The organism is Halomonas sp. E14 (assembly GCF_052568415.1).
Window position 1 is genome coordinate 2,727,597 of record NZ_CP199423.1, and the last position, 21,867, is coordinate 2,749,463.

20 protein-coding genes are annotated in these 21,867 nt (G+C 67.9%); 3 read left to right on the forward strand and 17 right to left on the reverse strand.

The window, feature by feature from the left end:
• Positions 1-74: 74 nt before the first annotated feature.
• From serB to pgi, 5 genes are all read right to left on the reverse strand, one after another.
• The gene (gene serB / locus ACT7B3_RS12760; protein ID WP_445158185.1) at positions 75-1,295 is read right to left on the reverse strand and encodes a phosphoserine phosphatase SerB; all 1,221 of its coding nucleotides are present in this window, start codon (positions 1,293-1,295) and stop codon (positions 75-77) included.
• Positions 1,292-3,544, reverse strand: coding sequence for a DNA topoisomerase IV subunit A (parC, locus tag ACT7B3_RS12765; RefSeq protein WP_445158186.1), 2,253 nt, complete (start codon positions 3,542-3,544; stop codon positions 1,292-1,294). The genes serB and parC overlap by 4 nt, the downstream gene beginning before the upstream one ends.
• Before the next feature lie 238 nt (positions 3,545-3,782).
• Positions 3,783-5,663: a DNA topoisomerase IV subunit B gene (parE, locus tag ACT7B3_RS12770; RefSeq protein ID WP_445158187.1), complete on the reverse strand. Its 1,881-nt coding sequence runs from the start codon at positions 5,661-5,663 to the stop codon at positions 3,783-3,785.
• Between the two features lie 90 nt (positions 5,664-5,753).
• On the reverse strand, positions 5,754-6,377 hold the full coding sequence (locus tag ACT7B3_RS12775; protein WP_444677110.1) for a YqiA/YcfP family alpha/beta fold hydrolase: 624 nt from the start codon (positions 6,375-6,377) through the stop codon (positions 5,754-5,756).
• 39 nt (positions 6,378-6,416) lie between these two features.
• On the reverse strand, positions 6,417-8,096 hold the full coding sequence (pgi, locus tag ACT7B3_RS12780) for a glucose-6-phosphate isomerase (protein WP_445158188.1): 1,680 nt from the start codon (positions 8,094-8,096) through the stop codon (positions 6,417-6,419).
• Positions 8,097-8,306: 210 nt separating this feature from the next.
• Between pgi and cmoA the strand changes: the two genes are divergently transcribed.
• Positions 8,307-9,050: a carboxy-S-adenosyl-L-methionine synthase CmoA gene (gene cmoA / locus ACT7B3_RS12785; RefSeq protein ID WP_445158189.1), complete on the forward strand. Its 744-nt coding sequence runs from the start codon at positions 8,307-8,309 to the stop codon at positions 9,048-9,050.
• A 1-nt stretch (position 9,051) separates the two neighbouring features.
• Entirely contained in the window at positions 9,052-10,044 is a 993-nt protein-coding gene (gene cmoB, locus ACT7B3_RS12790; RefSeq protein WP_445158190.1) for a tRNA 5-methoxyuridine(34)/uridine 5-oxyacetic acid(34) synthase CmoB, read from the forward strand.
• Positions 10,045-10,115: 71 nt separating this feature from the next.
• Here cmoB and ACT7B3_RS12795 read toward each other — a convergent pair whose 3' ends face one another.
• The 9 genes from ACT7B3_RS12795 to ACT7B3_RS12835 all read right to left on the reverse strand — a co-directional run bounded on the left by ACT7B3_RS12795 (position 10,116) and on the right by ACT7B3_RS12835 (position 17,826).
• Positions 10,116-10,790, reverse strand: a complete 675-nt coding sequence (locus ACT7B3_RS12795; RefSeq protein ID WP_445158880.1) for a zinc metallopeptidase — start codon at positions 10,788-10,790, stop codon at positions 10,116-10,118.
• 87 nt (positions 10,791-10,877) lie between these two features.
• The gene (locus tag ACT7B3_RS12800) at positions 10,878-11,363 is read right to left on the reverse strand and encodes a 20S proteasome subunit A/B (RefSeq protein ID WP_444677108.1); all 486 of its coding nucleotides are present in this window, start codon (positions 11,361-11,363) and stop codon (positions 10,878-10,880) included.
• Positions 11,364-11,507: 144 nt separating this feature from the next.
• On the reverse strand, positions 11,508-12,605 hold the full coding sequence (locus tag ACT7B3_RS12805; RefSeq protein ID WP_445158191.1) for an App1 family protein: 1,098 nt from the start codon (positions 12,603-12,605) through the stop codon (positions 11,508-11,510).
• A 108-nt stretch (positions 12,606-12,713) separates the two neighbouring features.
• Positions 12,714-14,156 (reverse strand): sulfate adenylyltransferase subunit CysN, encoded by a 1,443-nt coding sequence (gene cysN, locus ACT7B3_RS12810; RefSeq protein WP_445158192.1) that lies wholly within the window; start codon positions 14,154-14,156, stop codon positions 12,714-12,716.
• Positions 14,156-15,121: a sulfate adenylyltransferase subunit CysD gene (gene cysD / locus ACT7B3_RS12815; RefSeq protein ID WP_445158193.1), complete on the reverse strand. Its 966-nt coding sequence runs from the start codon at positions 15,119-15,121 to the stop codon at positions 14,156-14,158. The genes cysN and cysD overlap by 1 nt, the downstream gene beginning before the upstream one ends.
• 144 nt (positions 15,122-15,265) lie before the next feature.
• The gene (locus tag ACT7B3_RS12820) at positions 15,266-16,000 is read right to left on the reverse strand and encodes a phosphodiesterase (RefSeq protein WP_445158881.1); all 735 of its coding nucleotides are present in this window, start codon (positions 15,998-16,000) and stop codon (positions 15,266-15,268) included.
• 2 nt (positions 16,001-16,002) lie between these two features.
• Complete coding sequence (locus tag ACT7B3_RS12825; RefSeq protein ID WP_444677105.1) at positions 16,003-16,449, reverse strand: DUF1249 domain-containing protein; 447 nt, start codon at positions 16,447-16,449, stop codon at positions 16,003-16,005.
• Position 16,450: 1 nt separating this feature from the next.
• Positions 16,451-17,089: an NUDIX domain-containing protein gene (locus tag ACT7B3_RS12830; protein ID WP_445158194.1), complete on the reverse strand. Its 639-nt coding sequence runs from the start codon at positions 17,087-17,089 to the stop codon at positions 16,451-16,453.
• Positions 17,090-17,190: 101 nt separating this feature from the next.
• Positions 17,191-17,826, reverse strand: coding sequence for a hypothetical protein (locus tag ACT7B3_RS12835; protein ID WP_445158195.1), 636 nt, complete (start codon positions 17,824-17,826; stop codon positions 17,191-17,193).
• Positions 17,827-17,989: 163 nt separating this feature from the next.
• On the opposite strand from ACT7B3_RS12835, the gene greB reads away from it, so the two are divergent.
• Positions 17,990-18,535 carry a transcription elongation factor GreB gene (gene greB / locus ACT7B3_RS12840; RefSeq protein ID WP_444677103.1) on the forward strand — a complete coding sequence of 182 codons (546 nt, stop codon included), beginning with the start codon at positions 17,990-17,992 and terminating at the stop codon, positions 18,533-18,535.
• Here the strand turns inward: greB and ACT7B3_RS12845 are convergent.
• Genes ACT7B3_RS12845 through ACT7B3_RS12855 form a run of 3 tightly spaced genes read right to left on the reverse strand, consistent with a single transcriptional unit; the run spans position 18,508 to position 21,857 of the window.
• Positions 18,508-19,512, reverse strand: a complete 1,005-nt coding sequence (locus ACT7B3_RS12845; RefSeq protein WP_445158196.1) for a methyltransferase — start codon at positions 19,510-19,512, stop codon at positions 18,508-18,510. The two genes, greB and ACT7B3_RS12845, sit on opposite strands and share 28 nt — an antisense overlap.
• Positions 19,502-20,314 (reverse strand): methyltransferase domain-containing protein, encoded by an 813-nt coding sequence (locus ACT7B3_RS12850; protein ID WP_445158197.1) that lies wholly within the window; start codon positions 20,312-20,314, stop codon positions 19,502-19,504. The genes ACT7B3_RS12845 and ACT7B3_RS12850 overlap by 11 nt, the downstream gene beginning before the upstream one ends.
• A 34-nt stretch (positions 20,315-20,348) precedes the next feature.
• Positions 20,349-21,857, reverse strand: coding sequence for an amidase (locus ACT7B3_RS12855; RefSeq protein WP_445158198.1), 1,509 nt, complete (start codon positions 21,855-21,857; stop codon positions 20,349-20,351).
• Between the last annotated feature and the right edge of the window lie 10 nt (positions 21,858-21,867).

The window sequence follows — 21,867 nt, forward strand, 5'->3', positions numbered from 1 at the left end:
ATTCAATGGGGTTCTTCGAAAGTACGCCACTTCCCACCGCGACACCAGTGCCCTCTCCTTACCCCTTTCGTCGCCTAACCCGCGCGACTGTCGTCCTCCAGATCCCCTTCGCGATAGCCCATCAGGTAGAGCACGGCGTCGATGCCCAGCGTCGAGATCGACTGGCGCGCCTGGCTGCGCACCAGGGGCTTGGCGCGGAAAGCGATGCCGAGGCCGGCGGCTGCCAGCATCTTGAGATCGTTGGCACCGTCGCCCACGGCGATGGTCTGCTCCATGGCGAGCCCCTCGCGGGCGGCGATCTCACGCAGCAGCTCGGCCTTGCGGCTGGCATCCAAAATCGGCTCGCTCACCTCGCCGGTGACCTTGCCATTCTCGATCAGCAGTTCGTTGGCGTGGATCTCGTCGAAGCCGAGCTTTTCTTGCAGATGCCGGGCGAAGTAGGTGAAGCCGCCGGAGAGGATCGCAGTGCGATAGCCCAGGCGCTTCAAGTGCTTCATCAGCCGCTCGACGCCATCCATCAGCGGCAATTCTTCGGCGATCTCGGCCAGCACCGCTTCGTCCAACCCCTTGAGCTTGGCCATGCGCTCGCGGAAGCTCTGCTGGAAATCGAGTTCGCCGCGCATGGCACGCTCGGTGACCGCCGCGACTTCCTCGTAGACACCGTGGCGACGGGCCAGCTCGTCGATCACCTCGGCCTGGATCAGGGTCGAGTCCATGTCGAAGCAGACCAGGCGACGGTGGCGGCGCCAGATCGAATCCTCCTGCAGGGCAATGTCGACGCCGTGCATGGCCCCCAGCGCCAGGGCCTTCTCGCGCAGGCTGTCGAGGTCGACCTCGTCGCCGCGCAGCCAGCACTCGACGCAGGAGCCGAAGCGCGGCACGCCGCCGTCCAGCGGTTCACGGCCCGAGAGACGATGGATCAGCTCCACGGTAAGGCCGTGCTCGGCGGTCAGCGCCCCCACCTCGGCCAGGATGCCGGCGGGCAGGTGCGGTGCCAGCAGCGTCAGGATCAGCCGCGGTTCACTGGCGTGGGCGCTCCAGCGCTGGTAGTCCTCGGCGCTGACCTGGATCGCCTGCACGTCGAGACCCAGGCTGTCGCCCACCTCGGCCAGGGCTCCCTCGAGGTCGCTGTCGTGGTCGAGGCCGACCAGCGCCTCCAGCGAGACCATGCCGAAGGTCACGCTCTGGTTGATGTCGAGCAGCCGCGCGCCGCTGCGCGCCATGGCCTGGCCCAGGCCGGCCAGCTGGCCGGGGCGTGCCGCGCCGGTGGCGCGAATCAGCAGTCGTCTTGTCATTCACCACTCTCCAAACGATCGACCTTCTGCAGGCCGCGGGGCAGCTTGCTGCCGCGCCGGCCGCGCTCGCCGCGATAATAATCCAGATCGGCGTCCTTGAGGGTGAGATGACGCTTGCCGGCATGCACCACCAGCGCGGCACCCGCCGGCAGCAGCACCACATCGCGCATCAGCTCCTCGCGCCGCGCGGCGCGCGCCCCGGGAATGTCGATCATCTTATTGCCTTTGCCCTTGGCCATCTCGGGCAGCTGCGCCAGCGGGAACAGCAGCAGCCGGCCCTCGTTGGAGACCGCCGCCACCCAGATCTCCTCGCCTTCCGGTACGCGCACCGGCACCATCACGCGACAGCCCGTGGGCACCGAGAGCACCGCCTTGCCCGACTTGTTCTTGCCGATCAGCTCCTCGAGCCTGGCCACGAAACCGTAGCCGCCGTCGCTGGCCAGCAGGTAGCGGCTCTCCGGCGGGGCCAGCATCAGTCCGGCCATGTGCGCACCGGCCACCACGTTGACCCGGCCGGTGACCGGCTCGCCCTGGCTGCGGGCGCTGGGCAGGTTGTGGGCGGCCAGGGTGTAGGCACGGCCGGTGTCGTCGAGCAGCACCAGCGGCTGGTTGGTCTTGCCGCGGGCGGCGAGTGCGAAGCGGTCGCCGGACTTGTAGGAGAGTCCTTCCGGGTCGATGTCGTGGCCCTTGGCGGCACGAATCCAGCCCTTCTCGGAGAGCACCACGGTGATGGGGTCGGCGCCCATCAGCTCGACCTCGGAGAGTGCCTTGGCCTCCTCGCGCTCGACGATGGGCGAACGGCGCTCGTCGCCGTGCTCGCGGGCCGCTTCGCGCAGCTCCTCCTCGATCAGGTCGGTGAGCTTGGCCTCGCTGCCGAGCAGCGCCTTGAGGCGCTTGCGCTCGGCTTCGAGCGCGTCCTGCTCGCCGCGGATCTTCATCTCCTCGAGCTTGGCCAGGTGGCGCAGACGCAGCTCGAGGATGGCCTCGGCCTGGCGGTCGGAGAGGCCGAAGGCGGCCATCAGCGCGCTCTTGGGCTCGTCCTCCTCGCGGATGATGCGGATCACCTCGTCGATGTTGAGGTAGGCGGCAAGCAGGCCCTCGAGGATGTGCAGGCGGTCCTCGACCTTGCCCAGGCGATGCTCCAGGCGCCGACGCACCGTCTTGCGCCGGAAGGTGAGCCATTCACCCAGCATGTCCGGCAGCGGCATCACCCGCGGCCGGCCGTCGAGGCCGATCACGTTGAGGTTGACGCGAATGTTCTTCTCGAGGTCGGTGGTGGCGAACAGGTGCGCCATCATCGCCTCGATGTCGACGCGGTTGGAGCGCGGTTCGATCACCAGCCGGGTCGGCTCCTCGTGGGTCGACTCGTCGCGCAGGTCGTCGACCATGGGCAGCTTCTTGGCCTGCATCTGGGCGGCGATCTGCTCGAGCACCTTGGAGCCACTGACCTGGTAGGGCAGCGCGGTGACCACCACCTTGCCCTCTTCCATCACGTAGCGTGCGCGCAGCTTCACCGAGCCGCGGCCGCTCTCGTAGAGCTTGTGCAGGTCGTCGCGGGACGTGATGATCTCCGCCGCGGTGGGAAAGTCCGGCGCCGGCAGGTGCTGCATCAGCTCGGCGGTGGTGGCCTCGGGATGGCGCAGCAGGTGGCAGGTAGCCTCGACCACTTCGTTCACGTTGTGCGGCGGGATGTCGGTGGCCATACCCACGGCGATGCCGGTGCCGCCGTTGAGCAGCACGTGGGGCAGACGCGCCGGCAGTACCACCGGCTCGTTCATGGTGCCGTCGAAGTTGGGGGTCCAGTCGACGGTGCCCTGGCCCAGCTCGGCGAGCAGCACTTCGGCAAACCTGGAGAGCCGCGACTCGGTGTAGCGCATCGCCGCGAACGACTTGGGATCGTCGGGGCTGCCCCAGTTGCCCTGGCCGTCTACCAGCGGATAGCGGTAGCTGAACGGCTGCGCCATCAGCACCATCGCCTCGTAGCAGGCGCTGTCGCCGTGGGGATGGAACTTGCCCAGCACGTCGCCGACGGTACGCGCCGACTTCTTGTACTTGGCACTGGCGTTCAGCGCCAGCTCGCGCATGGCGTAGACGATGCGCCGCTGCACCGGCTTCATGCCGTCGCCGATGTGCGGCAGCGCCCGGTCGAGGATGACGTACATCGAGTAGTCGAGGTACGCCTTCTCGGTGTATTCGCGCAGCGAGAGGCGCTCGACGTCGCCCTCCGCCACCTGAATATCCATGGTCATTGATCGACCTCTTTCTTCATCGGGTTACGCCTCCAAGAGTCTGGCAATCTCGCCGGCCTCAAACCGCGGCTTGACCGGCAACAGGCCTTCGCGGAGGCGCTGTGAACCCGTCCCTGGGCGCTACATTTGCCATCCATGGCAAATGACCTCCGCTCCGCCCTGTTCCCGGCGCCGCTCGCATCGGTCACCCCAACACCTTTTGCTGCGAGCCGCTTCGAGCGCAGAAAGGCTCATGCATTCAGACTTCGATGTCCGCCAGGTTGCCATAATCTTCCAGCCAGCTCTTGCGGTCGGCGGCGCGCTTCTTGGCCAGCAGCATGTCCATCATCTCCATGGTGCCGTCGCCGACCTCGCGGGTGAGCTGTACCAGGCGGCGGGTCTCCACCGCCATGGTGGTCTCGCGCAGCTGCAGCGGGCTCATCTCGCCGAGGCCCTTGAAGCGCTGCACGTTGGGGGTGCCGCGCTTGCCCTCGAGGCGGCGCAGGATGGCCGCCTTCTCGCTCTCGTCCAGGGCGTAGTGCACCTCCTTGCCCAGGTCGATGCGGTAGAGCGGCGGCATGGCGACGTAGACGTGGCCGGCATCCACCAGCGCCGGGAAGTGGCGCACGAACAGCGCGCACAGCAGCGTGGCGATGTGCAGGCCGTCGGAGTCGGCGTCGGCGAGGATGCAGATCTTGTGGTAGCGCAGTTGGCTGAGATCGTCGCTGCCCGGGTCCATGCCCACTGCCACGGCGATGTCGTGGACCTCCTGGGAGCCGTAGATGTCGTGGCTGTCGACCTCCCAGGTATTGAGGATCTTGCCGCGCAGCGGCAGGATCGCCTGGGTCTCGCGGTTGCGCGCCTGCTTAGCGCTGCCGCCGGCCGAGTCGCCCTCGACCAGGAACAGCTCGCTCTGGGCCGGGTCCTGGCCGGAGCAGTCGGCCAGCTTGCCGGGCAGCGCGGGGCCGGCGGTGACCCTCTTGCGCGCCACCTTCTTGGCGCTCTTCTGGCGCCGCTGGGCGGCGCTGATCACCAGCTCGGCCAGGGCCTCGGCCTGGTCGACGTGATGATTGAGCCACAGCGAGAAGGCGTCCTTCACCACGCTGGAGACGAATGCCGCCACCGTGCGCGAAGAGAGGCGCTCCTTGGTCTGGCCGGCGAACTGCGGGTCGAGCATCTTCACCGACAGCACGTAGGCGACGCGCTCCCACAGGTCCTCGGCAGTGAGCTTGACCCCCCGCGGCAGCAGGTTGCGGTATTCGCAGAACTCGCGCAGCGCCTCGAGTAGCCCCGAGCGCAGCCCGTTGACATGGGTGCCGCCCTGGGGCGTGGGGATCAGGTTGACGTAGCTCTCCATCAGCGTCTCGCCGCCTTCGGGCAGCCACTGCACCGCCCAGTCCACCGCCTGCTCGTCGTCGGCAAAATGACCGATCAAGGGCGAAGCCGGCAGCACCTCGAAGCCGTCGGTGGCCTGGGCCAGGTAGTCGCGCAGGCCGTCCTCATACTGCCACACGCTCTCGGCGCCGTCGGTTTCCACCAGGGTGACCTTGAGCCCCGGGCACAGCACCGCCTTGGCCCGCAGCAGGTGCTTGAGCCGGCCCATGGCCAGTTTCGGGCTGTCGAAGTAGGACTCGTCGGGCCAGAAGCGCACTAGGGTACCGGTGGTGCGCTTGGCCACGCTGCCGATCTCGGCCAGCTCCGAGACCTTGTCGCCGTGCTCGAAGGCCATGGCATGGCGGGCGCCGTCGCGCATCACCTCGACCTCCAGGCGCCGCGACAGGGCGTTCACCACCGACACGCCGACGCCGTGCAGGCCGCCGGAGAAGCGATAGCTGGACTGGGAAAACTTGCCGCCGGCATGCAGCCGGGTGAGGATCAGTTCGATCCCGGAGACGCCGTGCTCGGGGTGGATGTCGATCGGCATGCCGCGGCCGTCGTCGGCCACTTCGATACCGCCATCCTCCAGCAGACGCACGCTGACTTCCCGGGCGTGGCCGGCCAGTGCCTCGTCGACGCTGTTGTCGATGACTTCCTGAGCCAGGTGGTTGGGGCGGGTGGTGTCGGTGTACATGCCGGGGCGCTTGCGCACCGGATCGAGACCGGAGAGTACTTCGATTGAGCTGGCACTGTACTGTGTCATGCGTGTTCCGTCGCCGTTGCAGAGTTCGGTCGTGCTGCTAGTACGCTGCCCGGTCTTGCCGGGAGCCGGGCCGGGAGCGAACCCAGCAGCTCACGGCAGCGCGGCAGGCCGCCGGGGCAGACTGTGCCCGCCATGGGCCAGGATGGCCGGCAGGTAGTCGGCCAGCACCGTGAAGACATGATCGCCACCGGGGTGAATGACGGTACGTGCGCCCTGGTAGAGCGCAAAGGCATCGGCAGGGTCGAGCGTCGCGTCGGCGCTGCCCAGCAGCAGCAGGTAGCGCGACGGCGACACGCTGCGCGGCGTCAGCGCCTCGAGCTCCTCGCGATGCGCCGCTTCGATGACGAAGTGCTCGCCGGTGTGCTCGTTCAGGAACGCCTTGCCCATCCATTCCGCGACCAGCGCCGCCGGCGTCACCGCCGGGTTGATCAAGGCCGCCATGAGCCCGTGGCGCTCTGCCAGGCAAGTGGCCAGGAAACCGCCCATGGAGCTGCCCACCACCAGCGGCTGCGCTCCCAGCCCGGCCAGGCGGTCCTCGGCCAGGGCCAGTGCCGCCTTCGGCCGATGCGGCAGCTGCGGTGTCTCGCAGGGCAGCGCCAACTCGGCGCAGGCGGCCCGCATCAGCGCCGACTTGGGCGAACCATAGCCGCTGTTGAAGCCGTGCAGGTAGAGCACCCCGGTGGCACGCGGCGTGGACCAGGCGGCGCCTAGCATACCGAAAGCACTGTATGCATTACCAGCCCAGATCCCGCATCAGGCATGGCCTTCCTCTTCGGCCCGCCACACGGCCTCGATCAGACCACGGGTGGAGGCGTCCATGGCGTCGTGGCCGCCACGCTCGGCCAGCATGCGCTCGGTTTCCCCGGCGATCTGCTTACCAAGTTCCACGCCCCACTGGTCGAAGGGGTTGATGCCCCAGATAGTGGCCTGCACGAACACCTTGTGCTCGTAAAGGGCGATCAAGGCACCCAGAGAGGCCGGAGTGAGACGATCGAGCAGCAGCGTGGTGGAGGGCTGGTTGCCGCGGTAGCGCTTGTGCCCCGGTCGTTCGCCCGGCTCGTCGATGGCGTCGTCGCCGAGCATCAGCAGGCGCGACTGGGCGAAGCAGTTGGCCAGCGTGAGGCGGTGCTGCCCCTTGAGATGATCGCGGGTTGCCGTGTCCTCGACGTCATCATAGCGGCGCAGCGGCGCGATGAAATCGCATACCACCGGCTGAGTGCCCTGGTGCAGCAGCTGGTAGAAGGCGTGCTGGGCATTGGGGCCGAGCTGGCCCCACAGCACCGGGCAAGTGGAGTAGTCGACCAGGCGACCCTCGTGGGTGGCCGACTTGCCGTTGGACTCCATCTCCAACTGCTCGAGATAGGCGGCGAAGTGCTCCAGGCGGCCGTCGTAGGGCAGGATCGAATGGGCGCGGATGTCGAGGAAATTGACGTTCCAGATCCCTGCCAGCGCCAGCAGCACGGGCAGGTTGTCGCCGAGGGGCGCCTCGGCGAAGTGGCGGTCCATGGCGTGGGCACCCGCCAGCAGCTCGCGGAAGTGTGCCATGCCGATCAGCAGCGCAATGGGCAGGCCGATGCCCCCCCACAGCGAGTAGCGCCCCCCTACCCACTCCCAGAACAGCAGCTGGTTGGCCTCGGCGATACCCCACTCGCACATCTTGTCGGGCTTGGCCGAAACGCCGATGAAATGCTGGCGCATCACCATGGCTTCATCGACTCCCTGGATTCCGTCGTAGACCAGCCGCGCCAGCAGCCAGTCACGAGCGGTGCGGGCGTTCGACAGCGTATCGATGGTGGTGAACGACTTCGACGAGATCACGAACAGGGTGGTTTCGGGATTGAAGCGGTTGAGGTAGTCGGCAAGCTGGGAACCATCCATGGTCGAGGCGAAATGGACATCCACGTGGTGGGCATCACGCGGGCGGCAGTCGGCCAGCGCGTGGGTCACCATCAGCGGGCCGAGGTCGGAGCCGCCCACGCCAAGATTGACCACATCCTGGATCGGACGCCCAGTGGCGCCTCGCCACTGGCGGCTGTGGAAGCGCTCCACCATGCTGGCCATGCGATCCAAGGTGGCATGCACACCGGGCACCACGTCCTCCCCGTCTACCGTCAGCGACGCTTCCCGCGGCAGGCGCAGCGCCGTGTGCAGCGCGGGCCGGTCTTCGCTGACATTGACATGAGCACCGCTCAGCAGCGCCTGCACGCCCTCCTTTACCCCGGCTTGCTGCGCCAGCTCGAGCAGCAGCGCAAGCGTGGCGTCGCTCCAGCGCTGCTTGGACAGGTCGAGGGTCAGCCCTGCCGCCTGGCGCGTGAAGCCACGCCCGCGGGTCTGGTCGAGGAACAGCGTGCGCAGGTGGGTTCCCTGCATTTCACGCGCATGCTCGGCCAGCCGCTTCCAGGTGGCAGTCTGGTCGATAGGGGTGTGCTTCATGTCAATCCTCCTTGACGTCATTGCTCGGAGCGGCCGCCGGGGGGTCGGGCGGCGTGTCCATCGCCTCACAGGCTAGACCTGTTTCTGCTTGTAAATCTACAGGCGCATGCCGCCGCAACGCTTACGCTGCGAGGTGCAGGCGGTCTCATCCGTGCAGCCGACCGGCGGCACGCGTAGAATGCGTGCCTGTTCCAGGTGACCGGTTTGCCCATGAGTAACGCATCTTATCGCGACGCGATCTTTTCCACACCCCTCGACCGGGTGGCGCGCTTCTCCTTCGACGAGCAGGTGGTGGCCTGCTTTCCCGACATGATCCGCCGCTCGGTGCCGGGCTACGGCCAGATACTCGGCATGCTGGGGCTGATCGCCGACCGCCACCTGCGCCACGGCGCTCATGTCTACGACCTGGGCTGCTCGCTGGGGGCCGCCAGCCTGGCCCTGGCTGGCCAGCTGCCGCCGGACGCCTTCCGGCTGACCGCGGTGGACCTCTCCCCGGCCATGGTGGAGCGTGCCCGCGAGACCCTCGCCGCGGAGTGTCCCGAACACGCCATCGAGGTGATCGAGGGCGATATTCGCTCCCTCGACTACCGTCCCTCCGGCATGGTGATCCTCAACTTCACCCTGCAGTTCCTGCCCCCCGAGGATCGCGAAGCCCTGCTCGCTCGACTCTATGCCGCGCTGGAACCGGGCGGCGTACTGCTGCTCTCGGAAAAGGTGGTCGACCCCGACGAACGCGACAACGCCTGGCGGGTGGAGCGCTACCACGACTTCAAGCGCGCCAACGGCTACAGCGAGCTGGAGATCAGCCAGAAGCGCACGGCGCTGGAGAACGTGCTGGTGCCGGACACCCTGGAAGCCCACCATGCACGCCTGGCGCGGGCCGGCTTCCCGCGCTCTCTGACCTGGTTCCAGTACCTCAACTTCGCCTCGCTGATCGCGTTCAAGGAGGCCTGAGGTGGCGATCCCTGCCGAACACCGCCCGCTCTATCGCGCCTTCATCGATCAGGGGCTGGACTCCTGGCTCGCCCGCCTGCCGGAACAGCTGGCCCGCGGCCTCGACCGCAAGCGTCATGGCGATCTGCCGGCCTGGGAGAAGGCGGTGGCCAAGCTGCCCGACCTGCCCGAGGCTCGTGACGTCCAGCTAAACGCCGATACCGTGACGGTGGATTGCCCCCTCGACGACAGCCGGCAGCGCCAGTGCGAAAACCTGCTGCGCAAGCTCGCACCGTGGCGCAAGGGTCCCTACCGGCTCGCCGACATTCACATCGACACCGAGTGGCGCTCCGACTGGAAGTGGCGGCGGGTGGCACCGCACCTCACCGACCTGCGCGGCAGGCGGGTGCTCGACGTGGGCGGCGGCAGCGGCTACCACGCCTGGCGCATGGCCGGCGCCGGTGCCACCTTCGTGCTGGTGATCGACCCCTCGCCGCGCTTCTATTACCAGTTCCAGGCGCTGCGCCACTTCGTCGGCAATGCCGACGGCGGCCGCACCCACTTCCTGCCGGTGGGCATCGAGGACGTGCCCGAACGGCTCGAGTTCTTCGACACGGTGTTCTCCATGGGCGTGCTCTACCACCGCCCTTCCCCGCTGGAGCATCTGCTGCAGCTCAGGGACGCCCTGCGCCCCGGCGGTGAGCTGGTGCTGGAGACGCTGGTGGTGGAAGGCGACGCCACCACGGTGCTGCTGCCCGGCGAGCGCTACGCCGCCATGCCCAACGTCTACTTCCTGCCGTCGTCCCTGGCGCTGTGCCAGTGGCTCGAGCGCTGCGGCTTCATCAACGTGCGGGTGGTGGACGAAGCGTTCACCACCCTGGAGGAGCAGCGCTCTACCGAGTGGATGACCTTCCAGTCGCTGGCCGACTTCCTCGACCCACAAGACCCGACGCGAACCCGCGAGGGCTATCCGGCACCGCGCCGCGCCGTGGTTCTGGCCAACAAGCCAGGCTAGCCCAGGCGTTGCCTGCCGCTACGGCGTTCGACCGCAGGCCGCCTGGCTCAGCCGTGCCTGCCGGCAGGAAATCAGCGGCGCAGAATCACTAGCCAGCGCCCCAGATTGAGGATGCTGGCCAGCGAGGCGGCAACATAAGTGAAGGCGCAGGCGGTGAGCACGTGGCGGGCGCCGGGCATGTCGTAAGGGGGGACATATTCGCGCAGCAGCGGCAGGGCGCGATTGAAGCTGGCGTCGAACTCCACCGGCAGGGTCACCAGGTGGACCAGCGCCGCGGTGCCGAAGCTGATCACCGCCATGGCGATCACCACGGCCATGCCGCCCGGCAGGCGGGTCAGGATGAACAGGAAGGGGGCGGCCATCATCAGCAGCGCTCCCAACTTCTCGGCGCGCTGGGCCACACCGACCATGCGCGCCCGGGCGGTCAGCGGCGCGTAGCCCTCGTGGTGCTGGATGGCGTGGCCGACCTCGTGGGCAGCCACGGTCACTGCAGTGAGCGAGCGGCCTTCGTAGTGCTCGCGAGAGAGGCGCACCCGCCGCGCCTCCGGGTCGTAGTGGTCGCCCTGCTCGGTCATCTCCACCTTGACCCCCTCGATGCCCAACCGACGCAGCAGATGGTCGGCCAGCTCGGCACCGGTGCCGGGGTAGTCGTCGCGCCCCTTCGAATGGCGTGCGAGCACCCACTTCGCCCACAGGTTGGGCAGGATGAAGATGGCCAGCAGGAAGGCGATCAGCAGCACGATCATGAAGCGGCACTCCGGCAGTCGGCGAAACGGCACGTTACCCGCTTTGGACCCGGCCTGCCAGGCCGGGTTCATGCTGCCGAGCCCTGCTCAGAGCGCGGCCGGCGCCGCTTCTACCTCACGCAGCAGGGTCTTGAACGGCACGGCCGCCGACTGAACCAAGGGCACCACCGACTGCACCTCCCCACCGGTATCGTGGTCGCGGGTGGCGGCGTATTCGACCGCCTCGACGGCGCTCCTGCCGTGGTCGATGGCGGCCAGCGCCCACTTCCAGCCGGTGCCGTAGGCCACGGGGCCCTTCACCGGGATGCGCACCAGCTTGTTGAACATCTCAAAGACGCCGTCGGGCCCGGCGATGATCATCTCGACCCGCGACACATGGGGCTTGTCGTTGCGCGGCGCACCGGCATTGAGCCACTCCAGGACTTCCCACCACTCCTGCTGTTCGCCGGCAAAGGCGACCCACTCGCCGTTATCGAGCCGAAACAGCTTCTGGGCATGGTTGTAGGTCGAGCCGTTGACACTGATCAGCGAGTCCGTCGCGAGCGTCGTTCCATCCCATACGATAGTGGTCATTGCCGGTCACCTCTTGCAGCACAGGCTTGCTCCGACGCCCGCCGCGTCGGCCATATCGAGCGCAGGGTATTGTGCAAAAGCGCAAGAAATGGTCACCGACCAACAACTTTCGCTAACACCGCAACAGCGAGTCGCGGCGGGACGTCAGGCTTCCGATTCGCGCCGCACGGCTTCCAGTCCGCTCTCGGCGATAAGCCCCTGGCGCAAGGCGTGCTCCGCCATGGCCGCACTGTCGGCAGCCAGCACCAGCTCGCAGCCGGTGTGGCGAAGCTCTTCACGCAGGGCATTGATGGCGCGCTCGCGCTCGGGCTTGCGTTCGACGCGACGAATGTAGACCGCGCGAATCCGCTCAGGGAATTCATGCACGATGCGCGCATAGACCTCGGGGTCGTGCTGCCCGCTGTCGCCGATCAGCACGCACGGCAGGTCGTCGCGCATCGACAGCATCTGCTGGATCAGGTCGTACTTGTGGTCTTCGGCCCGGCGCGGCCAGGGTTTGCGCCAGGAGATGCCCCATTCGCGCAGGAACAGGATCGGGCCGACGGGGATACGATTGAGCTGAAAGAACTCCTCAAGCATCTCGTAAATGCTCCAGGGGCCGCGAGAGACATAGAGGATCGGCCGCTTGGCCTGGCCGCTTTCACCTGCATGCAGCGCCTGGTAGAACGCCGCCACGCCGGGAAAGGCCATGCGCTGGTGTGCCTGCTTGACGAACAGCCGATGCAGCATGCGCAGCTTGTTGGCCACGCCGGTGTACATCACCGTGTCGTCGATGTCGCTGATCACCAGCAGGTCGGCCTCGGGCGGCGACACATAGACCTCGACGAAGGAGGAGATGGGCGGCGCATCGGGGATGACCGCGTGCAGCTCGGCATGATGCCAGGCGGTATCCTGCGGCAGGGGGTGCACTAGCGGCAGGTGCGCATCGAAGTAGCCGTCGCGGTCGGTGGTTACGGTGGTGACGTTGTCGCCCAGGGTGATCTCGACGGTGACCTCGGGCATGCCGCGGCGCGCGATGCGCCGCGCCACGTCCGACAGGTCGCGCAGCACGCCGTAGCGTGGCACCCAACCGCCGAGCGACGACTGGCGAAACACCCGTCCCATCAGCAGGGCCTCGCCGTGGGCCCCGTACCCGCGGTAGGGGTGTACCACATAGCCACCGCGCCCGCGATCCCGCTTCATCGGCCGGGCAACGGCACGCAGCAGGCGTCTGAACATTTCCGCCAGGCCTTGTCCTAGCATCTCACTGTGTCCTCCCTGGCACTGATGACCCGGCGCGACGGCCGGGTCATGCTCCTAGTGTGGAAGAACGAAGCGTGAGATCAACCCCAAACTGGCGTGAGGCTCCACTCAGCGTGCCAGCAGGTCGCGTAGATCGCGTGCCTCCCAGTGGGGGAAGTGCTTACGCACCAAGGCGTTCAGGTCGAGCTCGAAGGCCGCCCAGTCGACCTCGCCACGCCCCGCCGCGCCCGCCTCGGCGAGGTGGCGCACCATGCCGGCGCCGACGGTGATATTGGAGAGGCGGTCGATGACGATGAAGCTGCCGGTACCCGGGCTCTGGTCGTAGGTATCGAGCGGCACCTCGGCGGTCAGCTCGACCCGGCAGCGAGCGATGGCATTGAGCTCGAGCCGGTCGGCCGGATGTCGCTCCAGGGTGTTGACGTCCACCTGGTGACGAATGGCCTCCACACGCCCTGCCACCGAGCGACCAGCCAGACGAATGTCGTACTGCCGGCCCGGCGTCAGCGGCTGCTCGTGCATCCAGACGATGTCGGCATCGAAGGCGTTGGTCAGCGTGACCTCGGCGTCCTCGGCCACGATCCAGTCGCCGCGCGAGATGTCGATCTCGTCCTCCAGGGTGACGGTCACCGCCTGGCCCGGCCACGCCGCTTCCAGATCGCCATCGAAGGTCACCACGCGCTCGACCCGGCTGGTCTTGCCCGAGGGCAGCGCCTTGATCGCCTGACCCGGGCGCAGCACACCCGCTTCAAGGGTGCCAGCATAGCCGCGGAAGTCGAGGTTGGGGCGGTTGACGTACTGCACCGGGAAGCGCAGGTCGGTGAGGTTGCGGTCGCGGCTCACCTCGACGCTTTCCAGCAGCTCCAGCAGCGCCGGGCCCTGTTCGCCTGCGACCTGGTACCAGGGCGTACGGTCGCTGCGGTTGACCACGTTGTCGCCCTCCAGCGCCGACATCGGCACGAAGCGCAGATCCGTGACCGAGAGCTGCTCGGCGAAACGCCGGTAGTCGGCGACGATCTCGTCGAAGCGCGCCTCGTCGAAGCCCACCAGGTCCATCTTGTTCACTGCGATGACCAGGTGCTTGATGCCCAGCAGGTCGGCGATGAAGCTGTGGCGCCGGGTCTGGGTCTGCACGCCGTAGCGGGCGTCGATCAGGATGATCGCCAGGTTGGCGGTGGAGGCGCCGGTGGCCATGTTGCGGGTGTACTGCTCGTGCCCCGGGGTATCGGCGATGATGAACTTGCGCTTGTCGGTGGAGAAGAAGCGGTAGGCCACGTCGATGGTGATGCCCTGCTCGCGCTCCGACTGCAAGCCGTCGACCAGCAGCGCCAGGTCCACGGCGTCGCCGGTGGTGCCGCTCTTCTTGGAGTCGCGGGTCAGCGCCGCCAGGTGATCGTCGAAGATCATCTTGGAGTCGTGCAGCAGCCGGCCGATCAGGGTCGACTTGCCGTCATCCACGCTGCCGCAGGTGATGAAGCGCAGCAGGTCCTTGTTCTCGTGCTCGTGCAGGTACTGCTCGATGTTGTCGGCGATCAGTGTCGATTGGTGTGCCATCAGAAGTACCCCTCGCGCTTCTTCTTCTCCATCGAGCCCGCCTGGTCATGGTCGATGGCCCGGCCGCTGCGCTCGCTGGTGCGGGTCAGCAGCATCTCCTGGATGATCTCGGGCAGGGTGTCGGCCTTCGACTCCACCGCGCCGGTCAGCGGGTAGCAGCCCAGGGTGCGGAAGCGCACCCAGCGCTCCTCCGGCACCTCGCCGGGGGCCAGCGGCAGGCGCTCGTCGTCGACCATCACCAGCATGCCGTCGCGCTCCACCACCGGGCGCGGCGCGGCGTAGTAGAGCGGCACGATGGGAATCTGCTCGAGGTAGATGTACTGCCAGATGTCCAGCTCGGTCCAGTTGGAGAGCGGGAAGGCGCGGATCGACTCGCCCTTGTTGACCCGGGCGTTGTACAGGTTCCACAGCTCGGGGCGCTGGCTCTTGGGATCCCAACGATGATACTTGTCACGGAACGAGAACACCCGCTCCTTGGCGCGGCTGGCCTCTTCGTCACGGCGGGCACCGCCAAAGGCGGCATCGAAGCCGTACTTGTCCAGCGCCTGCTTGAGCGCCTGGGTCTTCATCACGTCGGTGTAGCCGCTGGAACCGTGATCGAAGGGGTTGATGCCGGCGGCACGCCCCTCTTCGTTGATGTGCTCGATCAGCTCCATGCCCACCTCACCGGCCATGCGGTCGCGGAAGGCGATCATCTCGCGGAACTTCCAGGTGGTGTTGATGTGCATCAGCGGGAACGGCGGCGGCCCGGGGAAGAAGGCCTTGCGCGCCAGATGCAGCATCACCGAGGAGTCCTTGCCGATGGAGTAGAGCATCACCGGGTTGCGGAACTCGGCGGCCACCTCGCGGATGATATGGATCGATTCGGCTTCCAGCTGCTGCAGATGGGTCAGCCGCTGGGGCGACAGGGCCGCATCGGCGGCCGGCGGCGCCTGCTCACGGGCGGGTGCTTGAAGACTGGTCATCGGCCCGAATACCTCGCATGACGGTGGGCGGAGAGTTCATGCGGGACAGGGTAACGCCGGGCCGATAATAACGTAAAAGAATGATTGCCTATCTTTTTAGAACAAATAGAAATTAACACTGTGAGGAAGAAAGGAAAATCGAACCTACAGCACGACGCGTTCCACCCAGGTCATCCAGCGCGAGCCGTGGAAATCGAGAATGCGGTAGCCCGGCCTCGATGCCTCGTCCACGGCGAAGTCCGCCGACCCCGGCAGGAACTGGTCAGTGGTCGAGGGACAGCCGTACACGCAGATCGCGCCGTGCTCAGTCGTCCGCCGCTGCGCAAAGGCCTGGTGCGCGTGGCCAAACAGCAGGATCTTGAGCTGTGGAAAGGCCGCCAGCGTCTGCCACAGCTGCTCCTGATCCTGCAGCCCGATCTGATCGAGCCAGGCCGAATCCAGGGCCAGGGGGGGATGATGCATGGCCAGCAGGGTCGGCCGCTCGTCCTCGGCCAGGCGTTCGGCCAGGGCGGCCAGCCGCTCTTCGCCGGCTTCGCCGTAGGCTTGCCCGCTGACCACCGTATCCAGCGTCAGCAGCCGCCACCCGCCCAGGTCGATCGCCTCGTGAAGCTCGCGCAGGTCGCGCATCTGCGCCGGGTCGTCGTGGTTGCCGGCCAGCCAGAACCAGGGGCAGCCCAGCGACGACAGCGCCTGCTGTGCCAGCGCATAGGAGGCAGCGGTGCCGTCCTGGCTGACATCGCCGGTCACCAGCACCAGGTCGGGACGCTCCGCCTGTACTGCCCTGATCACCGCTTCAAGCTGGCGCAGCGGGAAGCCGGCGCGAGAGCGGGCCGTGGGGTCGGCCTGCAGGTGGCAGTCGCTGATCTGGATGAGTCGCAGCATCAAGGCAGTTCCGGCAGGTCGATGGCATGGCCATGGGCCAGGCCGTGGGCCAGCCATTCGCCGAGGAAGCGATTGAGCTGGAGCTTCTCGTCGGGCTGGAACATGCGCACGTTGGGATAACGGTAGCGGCCGCTGAAATGGCGCTCGCGCTGGAAGTCGGTCACTTCCGCCATGCGCACATCATGATAGAGATGCACCCGCATGCGCGGCGGCTCGATGAGGTCGTCCATCAGCCCGGACTGGCTGACCCGCACGATGGTGGTATACGGCGCCTGTTCGATCACCTCCAGGCGCAGCATGCCGAAGCGCCCATGGCGGCCGACCAGCTCCAGCTCGCGCACGTCGCCCGCGCTCATCTCGCCCAGCAGCCGGGTCAGGCGCAAGTAGTTGGCACTGCATTCGCCCTGCAGGCCCTTGAGATCGGTCACATAGGCAGGTCTCGCCATGCTAGCTCCTTGCTCGTAGTGATGCGCGTTGGCCTGCCAGCCAGTAGATGGCGATCAGGCACATGGCATTGTCGAGTCTACCTTCCTGAAGGAGTTCCCAGACACGGCTAAACGGTAGCACGTGAACACGGATATCCTCATGCTCCGCATCCAGCCCGTACACGCCGCCCAGCTCGCTGCAGTCCACCAGCGCACAGAACAGCGTGACCTGCTCGCTGCACGCGCCAGGGCTCGGATAGTAGGTGTGCAGCTCGATCAGCGCGTCGATTTCGCAGCCGGCTTCCTCCACGGCCTCGCGGCGCGCCACCTCGGCGGGGCTTTCCCCTTCCTCGACCAGGCCGGCGACGATCTCGAGTTTCCACGGCGAGACGCGATCGTTCAGCGCGCCGGCCCGAATCTGCTCGACCAGCGCCACGCTGTCGCGCTCCACATCGTACAGCAGCACGCCGACCGCAGCGTGGCGCTCATGCACTTCACGCACCACTCGGCCGCTCCAGCCGCCTTCGAAACGCCGGTGTCGCAGATGCACTTCGTCCAGGCGGAAGAAACCCTGGTGCAGGCAGCGCCGCTCGATCAGCTCGACGTCGCCGCCATCAAAGGAGGGAAGTTGGGCATCCCGGCCCGGCTGGGTATCCGTCATGAGAATCTCCCGTCGATGAATGAGACCATTATCATGACCGAAGCCGGCGGTGCCAACCGCCCGGGCCGCCGTTGGGCAGCCTGGGCGGTACGCGGTGTGCGCTACAGCTGGGCCAGCAGCGCCCTGGCCTGTTCGCGCAGCGCCTCGTCGGAGATCTGGCGATCCTCGCGCGCCGTGCCCTCGACGGCACGCTGCGCATGCTGGCGCGCCTCGTCGCGGCGCCCTTCGTCCTGGAGGAAGGCAGCGTAATAGTAATTCACGTCGATGCCGTCGGGGCGGATCTGCAGCGCACGCTTGAACATGCGCTCGGCGGTGGCGCTGTTGCCGAAGCCAACGGGGCGACCCGGCGCCCGGTCGTAGAGTGCCCCCAGCGTGACGAAGGCCGAGCCGTTGCCGCCATGACGATCGAGCTCCACGGCTCGCTCCAGGGCATCGCGTGCGCTACGGGCGCTGCCCAGCGCCCCGAGGCCGCTGCGCTCGCGGGCATGCGAGGCCTCGATGATGCCGTACCAGATCAGCGGCTGCGCCTGGTTGGGATTGGCCTGGACCAGCCGCTCCGCCTCGTCGGCGAGGGACTTCAGCGAGTCGCGGCGCTGCCCTTCGGCCCGCTGGGTGGTGATCTGCTCCCAGCGCTGCTTGAGCGACTCGACCTCGCCTTCCCAGGCCAACGCCGCACCAAGCGGGGCGAGCAGCAGGCCGGCGCCCAGGGCGGCGGCAAGTAGCTGACGTCGTAGCATGTTCATTCTCCTTCCTTCGGGAGGTTGTTGTTGTGCGCGGCAAGCCGCCGCCCCTGCACTGTAACGAACGTTTGAATTAACAGCCAGCCACACGACCGCCCTGTGGCCCGGCTCGGCGCTTTGGCGTATGTTGCCAGTCTCGATCGAAGGAGGACGCAACCGCATGAAAGGCCGCAACATGACGCGCTGGCGCGATCCGGCCAAGGATCCGCGCCAGGAGCCAAGAAGCCACCTGATCACCGCCGAGGGGGCGGCCCGCCTGCGCGGCATTCTCGATCATCTCTCGCGGGTCAAGCGGCCGGAACTCTCGGCCAAGGTGGGCGAAGCCGCAGCGCTGGGCGACCGCAGCGAGAACGCCGATTACACCTACAACAAGAAGGAGCTCAACCGGGTCATCGCGCGCATTCGCTACCTGACCAAGCGCCTTGATGAGCTGCAGGTGGTGGACCGCCTGCCGGCGGATACCGGCAAGGTGTACTTCGGCGCCTTCGTCACCCTCGAGGACGATGAGGGCGAGGAGATGCAGATCCGCATCGTCGGCCACGACGAGACCGACACGGCCAAGCGCTGGATCAGCGTCGACGCCCCGCTAGCCAAGGCACTGCTGGGCAAGGCGCTGGACGACGAGGTCACGGTAAAGGCCCCGGCGGGCGATAGCGTCTACCTCATCACCGATATTGCCTACCGGGCTCCAGTCACGGCGCGATAGACCCGAAACCGCCGGTCGTCGGCAACGATCTGGAAACCACCGAAGGCGCTCTCGAGCAGGTCGGGATAGGGCAGGAAGGCGTTGGCCACCAGCCACAATTCGCCGTCCGGCTGCAGGTGCACCGGCGCCTCGCGAATCAGCCGCCCGGCGGGGCCGTAGTCGATGCTGCGCTCCTGGTGAAACGGCGGATTGCTGATGATGGCGGCGAAGCGCCGCCCCGCCAGCGCCGAATAGACATCGCCGACCAACACCTGCCCGGCCAGGCCATTGGCCGCCAGGGTACGCCGGGTTGCTTCCACCGCAAAACCGTTGACGTCCACTGCCGTCACCGCATGGCCGCGGCGCGCCAGCCAGGCGGCGAGGATGCCGTCGCCGCAGCCCATGTCGAGTACCTCCCGCACTCGCTCCGGCCCCGGCAGGTGGCGTTCGAGCTCACCGAGCAGCAGCCGGGTTCCCTCATCGAGCTTGCCGTGGCCGAACACCCCGGGGTGACTGGCCAGGGTCAGCCCCTCGGCCTCGAAGGTGGTCCAGGCCGCATCCGGGTCGATGCCGACACGATCGAGGCGAGTCTCGAACAGCATACAGCGCCGCGCGCTGTCGAGCTTGCGACAGCCCAGCCCCAGCGCCGCCAGCACCTTGAGCACTCGCTTGATGCCGCCCTGGTTCTCCCCCACCAGTTGCAGCCGCGTGCCCGCCGGCAGATTGGCGCATAGCCACAGCAGCCACCACTCGCCCAGGGCATGGGCCTTGGGCCAGAACAGCACCGCCCCGGGCGGTTCGAGGGCCGCGTCGTCGAAGGGAGAAACGGCCACGCGGCCGCACTCCCGCCAGGCCTGGAGCACGCCATGATCGGCACTGACGACGCTGCCCTGCCCCTGCTCGAGCCAGGCATCCCGCGGCGGCGCCACCCACAGCCAGCCGCGATAGTCGGCGTCCTGACGCTGCAGCAGCTGGCAGGCCGGGGTCTCAGCACTCATGAGCGACTCCTCGCGTGGGCTGGCCATCCCGCACCAGCGTATAGAGAAGATAGCGCCCCAGGCGCCAGTGGGGCTCGGCCTGGCAGTAGCGGTGCTCCAGCGCTACCAGCTGCTGCCACTCGGCCTCGCTGGCAGGTGGCCGGCGCAGGTAGTCGTGGAACACGCGAATGCCAGCCACCGAGCGTACCGTCAGGCCCTGCGCTTGGCTCCAGGCCACGACCTGCTCGTGGCACAGCGGCGAAATGGGGGTCAGCCGCTGGCGCCTGCCGGTGCCCTCCAGGCGATCGTCCAGCGCCTTCTGCAGGTTACCCTTGACCACGTTGGAGAAGCGCAGCGCATCGCGGTTGAACACCATCAGCGACAGCTGCCCGCCCGGCGCCAGGCGCTCAGCAAGCAGGGCGAAGGCCGCCTGCGGGTCGCTCAGCCACTCGAGCACCGCGTGGCAGGCGATCAGCGACCAAGGCCCGGCGGCACGCTCGGAGAGTGCCTGCAGCGGCGCCTGCACCAAGCTCACCGGCAGGCCGTCGAGCCGCTGTCGGGCCTGCTCGAGCATGTCAGCGGAAGGCTCCAGCAAGGTGACCGCATGACCACGCCGGGCAAACCAGGCGGAAAGCTGGCCCAGGCCGCCGCCCACGTCCAGCAGCGGCTGGCCGTTGAGTTCGAGCATCTGCGGCAGCAGCGCATCGAGCAGGGCCAGGCGCAGTTCGCCGCGCGGCCCGCCGTAAAGGCTGTCGGCAAACTTGTCGGCCAGGCCATCGAAATGGCGGTCGCCGGCAGGCGAAAACATGACGGAGTCTGGCATTTCCTGACCTGAAGCGGGGTATGTGCCGCGCATTCTACCCGCCTTGCCTCCCCCGGGGCAGATGTCGCTGCCACTGCACCTCGGCTTCTACCTGAGCCGCCAGCGCCAGCAAGCGGCGCTCGTCGCCCATGGTGCCCACCACCTGCACCCCCACCGGCAGCCCCTGCGGGGTGATGTGCAACGGCAGCGACATGGCCGGCTGACCGGTGAGGTTGGCCAGTTGGGTAAAGGGGGTGCGTGCCAGAGCATCCCGCGCCAGATGCTTGAGCATGCCCGCCTTGAGCGCCAGCCCGGGCAGGCCGGGAATCGCCAGCAGCGCCATCAGGCGCTGCTGCCATGCCGGCGGATAGAGCTCGCCCAGCCGCGGCGCCGGCGCGGCAGCGACCGGCATCACCAGCACGTCGAAGCGACGGTGAAACGCCCCCATGGCCCGCGCCGCCGTGTTCCACTCGCGCCGGGCCAGCTCGTAGTCGCGCACCGGCAAGGCATGCCCGAGGCGTGCGATGGCCCAGGTAGCGGGCTCGATATCCAGTCGTGACACCGGCACGCCGGTCGCGCGCGCCATCCACGCCAGGTCGGCCCCCACCTGGCCCAGGTAGAGCGTCAGGTAGGCGTTGGCCAGCGCTTCGCCGTCGACCGCCGGCTCGGCCCACTCGACGTGATGGCCCAATCCTTCCAGCGTTTGCGCCGCCGCTTCTACCGCCAGGCGCACCTCGGGGTCGAGCCGGGTGCCGAGCGGCCTGCCCAGCGGCTCGCCCAGCGACACCGCCACGCGCAGCGGCCCGGGCGGGCGGGCCAGCGCGGCAAGAAAGCCCCCTTCACGCGGCACCGGATAGGGCCCCCCCGCGTCCATGCCGTTGATGACATCGAGCAGCGCGGCGCTGTCGCGCACCGAGCGGGTCACGGCGTGTTCCACCACCGCCCCCAGCCATACCTCGCCATGCAGCGGCCCCTGCGGCACCCGCCCGCGCGAGGGCTTAAGACCGAACAGGCCGCAGTAGCTGGCGGGAATACGGATCGAACCGCCGCCGTCACCGGCCATCGCCAGCGGCACCAGCCCAGCGGCAACCGCGGCCGCCGCACCGCCGCTGGAGCCGCCCGGCGAATGGCCCGCCCGCCAAGGGTTGACGGGGTGAGGAAAGGCGTGCGGTTCGGTGATGCCCATCAGCCCGAGCTCCGGGGTGGCCGTCTGCCCGAGCAGGGTGAAGCCGGCCTGGCGCAGGCGGGCGACCAGGGTCGAATCCTGCTCGGGCCGCCACGTCGCCAGGGCCGCACTGCCGAAGGCCAGCGGCTCGCCGGCGATCGCCATCAGCAGGTCCTTGGTCAGGGTCGGCACGCCGGCGAACGGCGCGGCGGCGGCGGCCGCATCGAGCTCGGCGCGGGCGCGCGCGAAGCGGGTGCGCACCACCGCCCCCAGGCGCGGATTGTCTCGTTCGATCAGCGTACAGGCGGCCGCGAACACCTCCTCGCGGCTCACCTCGCCCCGGCGCATCAGCTCAGCCAGGCCCAGGGCGTCGTGGCGCTGGTAGTCGGCAACGTCCATGTGGCTCTCC

Excerpts from the sequence above, each read along its gene's own strand:
- parE (WP_445158187.1), bottom strand. The coding sequence starts at position 5,663 with ATGACACAGTACAGTGCCAGCTCAATCGAAGTACTCTCCGGTCTCGAT.
- cysN (WP_445158192.1), bottom strand. The coding sequence starts at position 14,156 with ATGGCACACCAATCGACACTGATCGCCGACAACATCGAGCAGTACCTG.
- greB (WP_444677103.1), top strand. The coding sequence starts at position 17,990 with ATGAAAGGCCGCAACATGACGCGCTGGCGCGATCCGGCCAAGGATCCG.
- pgi (WP_445158188.1), bottom strand. The coding sequence starts at position 8,096 with ATGAAGCACACCCCTATCGACCAGACTGCCACCTGGAAGCGGCTGGCC.
- ACT7B3_RS12830 (WP_445158194.1), bottom strand. The coding sequence starts at position 17,089 with ATGACGGATACCCAGCCGGGCCGGGATGCCCAACTTCCCTCCTTTGAT.
- ACT7B3_RS12800 (WP_444677108.1), bottom strand. The coding sequence starts at position 11,363 with ATGACCACTATCGTATGGGATGGAACGACGCTCGCGACGGACTCGCTG.
- ACT7B3_RS12805 (WP_445158191.1), bottom strand. The coding sequence starts at position 12,605 with ATGCTAGGACAAGGCCTGGCGGAAATGTTCAGACGCCTGCTGCGTGCC.
- ACT7B3_RS12855 (WP_445158198.1), bottom strand. The coding sequence starts at position 21,857 with ATGGACGTTGCCGACTACCAGCGCCACGACGCCCTGGGCCTGGCTGAG.
- cysD (WP_445158193.1), bottom strand. The coding sequence starts at position 15,121 with ATGACCAGTCTTCAAGCACCCGCCCGTGAGCAGGCGCCGCCGGCCGCC.
- ACT7B3_RS12835 (WP_445158195.1), bottom strand. The coding sequence starts at position 17,826 with ATGCTACGACGTCAGCTACTTGCCGCCGCCCTGGGCGCCGGCCTGCTG.
- ACT7B3_RS12850 (WP_445158197.1), bottom strand. The coding sequence starts at position 20,314 with ATGCCAGACTCCGTCATGTTTTCGCCTGCCGGCGACCGCCATTTCGAT.
- ACT7B3_RS12845 (WP_445158196.1), bottom strand. The coding sequence starts at position 19,512 with ATGAGTGCTGAGACCCCGGCCTGCCAGCTGCTGCAGCGTCAGGACGCC.
- ACT7B3_RS12825 (WP_444677105.1), bottom strand. The coding sequence starts at position 16,449 with ATGGCGAGACCTGCCTATGTGACCGATCTCAAGGGCCTGCAGGGCGAA.
- ACT7B3_RS12775 (WP_444677110.1), bottom strand. The coding sequence starts at position 6,377 with ATGCTAGGCGCCGCCTGGTCCACGCCGCGTGCCACCGGGGTGCTCTAC.
- ACT7B3_RS12795 (WP_445158880.1), bottom strand. The coding sequence starts at position 10,790 with ATGATCGTGCTGCTGATCGCCTTCCTGCTGGCCATCTTCATCCTGCCC.
- cmoA (WP_445158189.1), top strand. The coding sequence starts at position 8,307 with ATGAGTAACGCATCTTATCGCGACGCGATCTTTTCCACACCCCTCGAC.
- parC (WP_445158186.1), bottom strand. The coding sequence starts at position 3,544 with ATGACCATGGATATTCAGGTGGCGGAGGGCGACGTCGAGCGCCTCTCG.
- serB (WP_445158185.1), bottom strand. The coding sequence starts at position 1,295 with ATGACAAGACGACTGCTGATTCGCGCCACCGGCGCGGCACGCCCCGGC.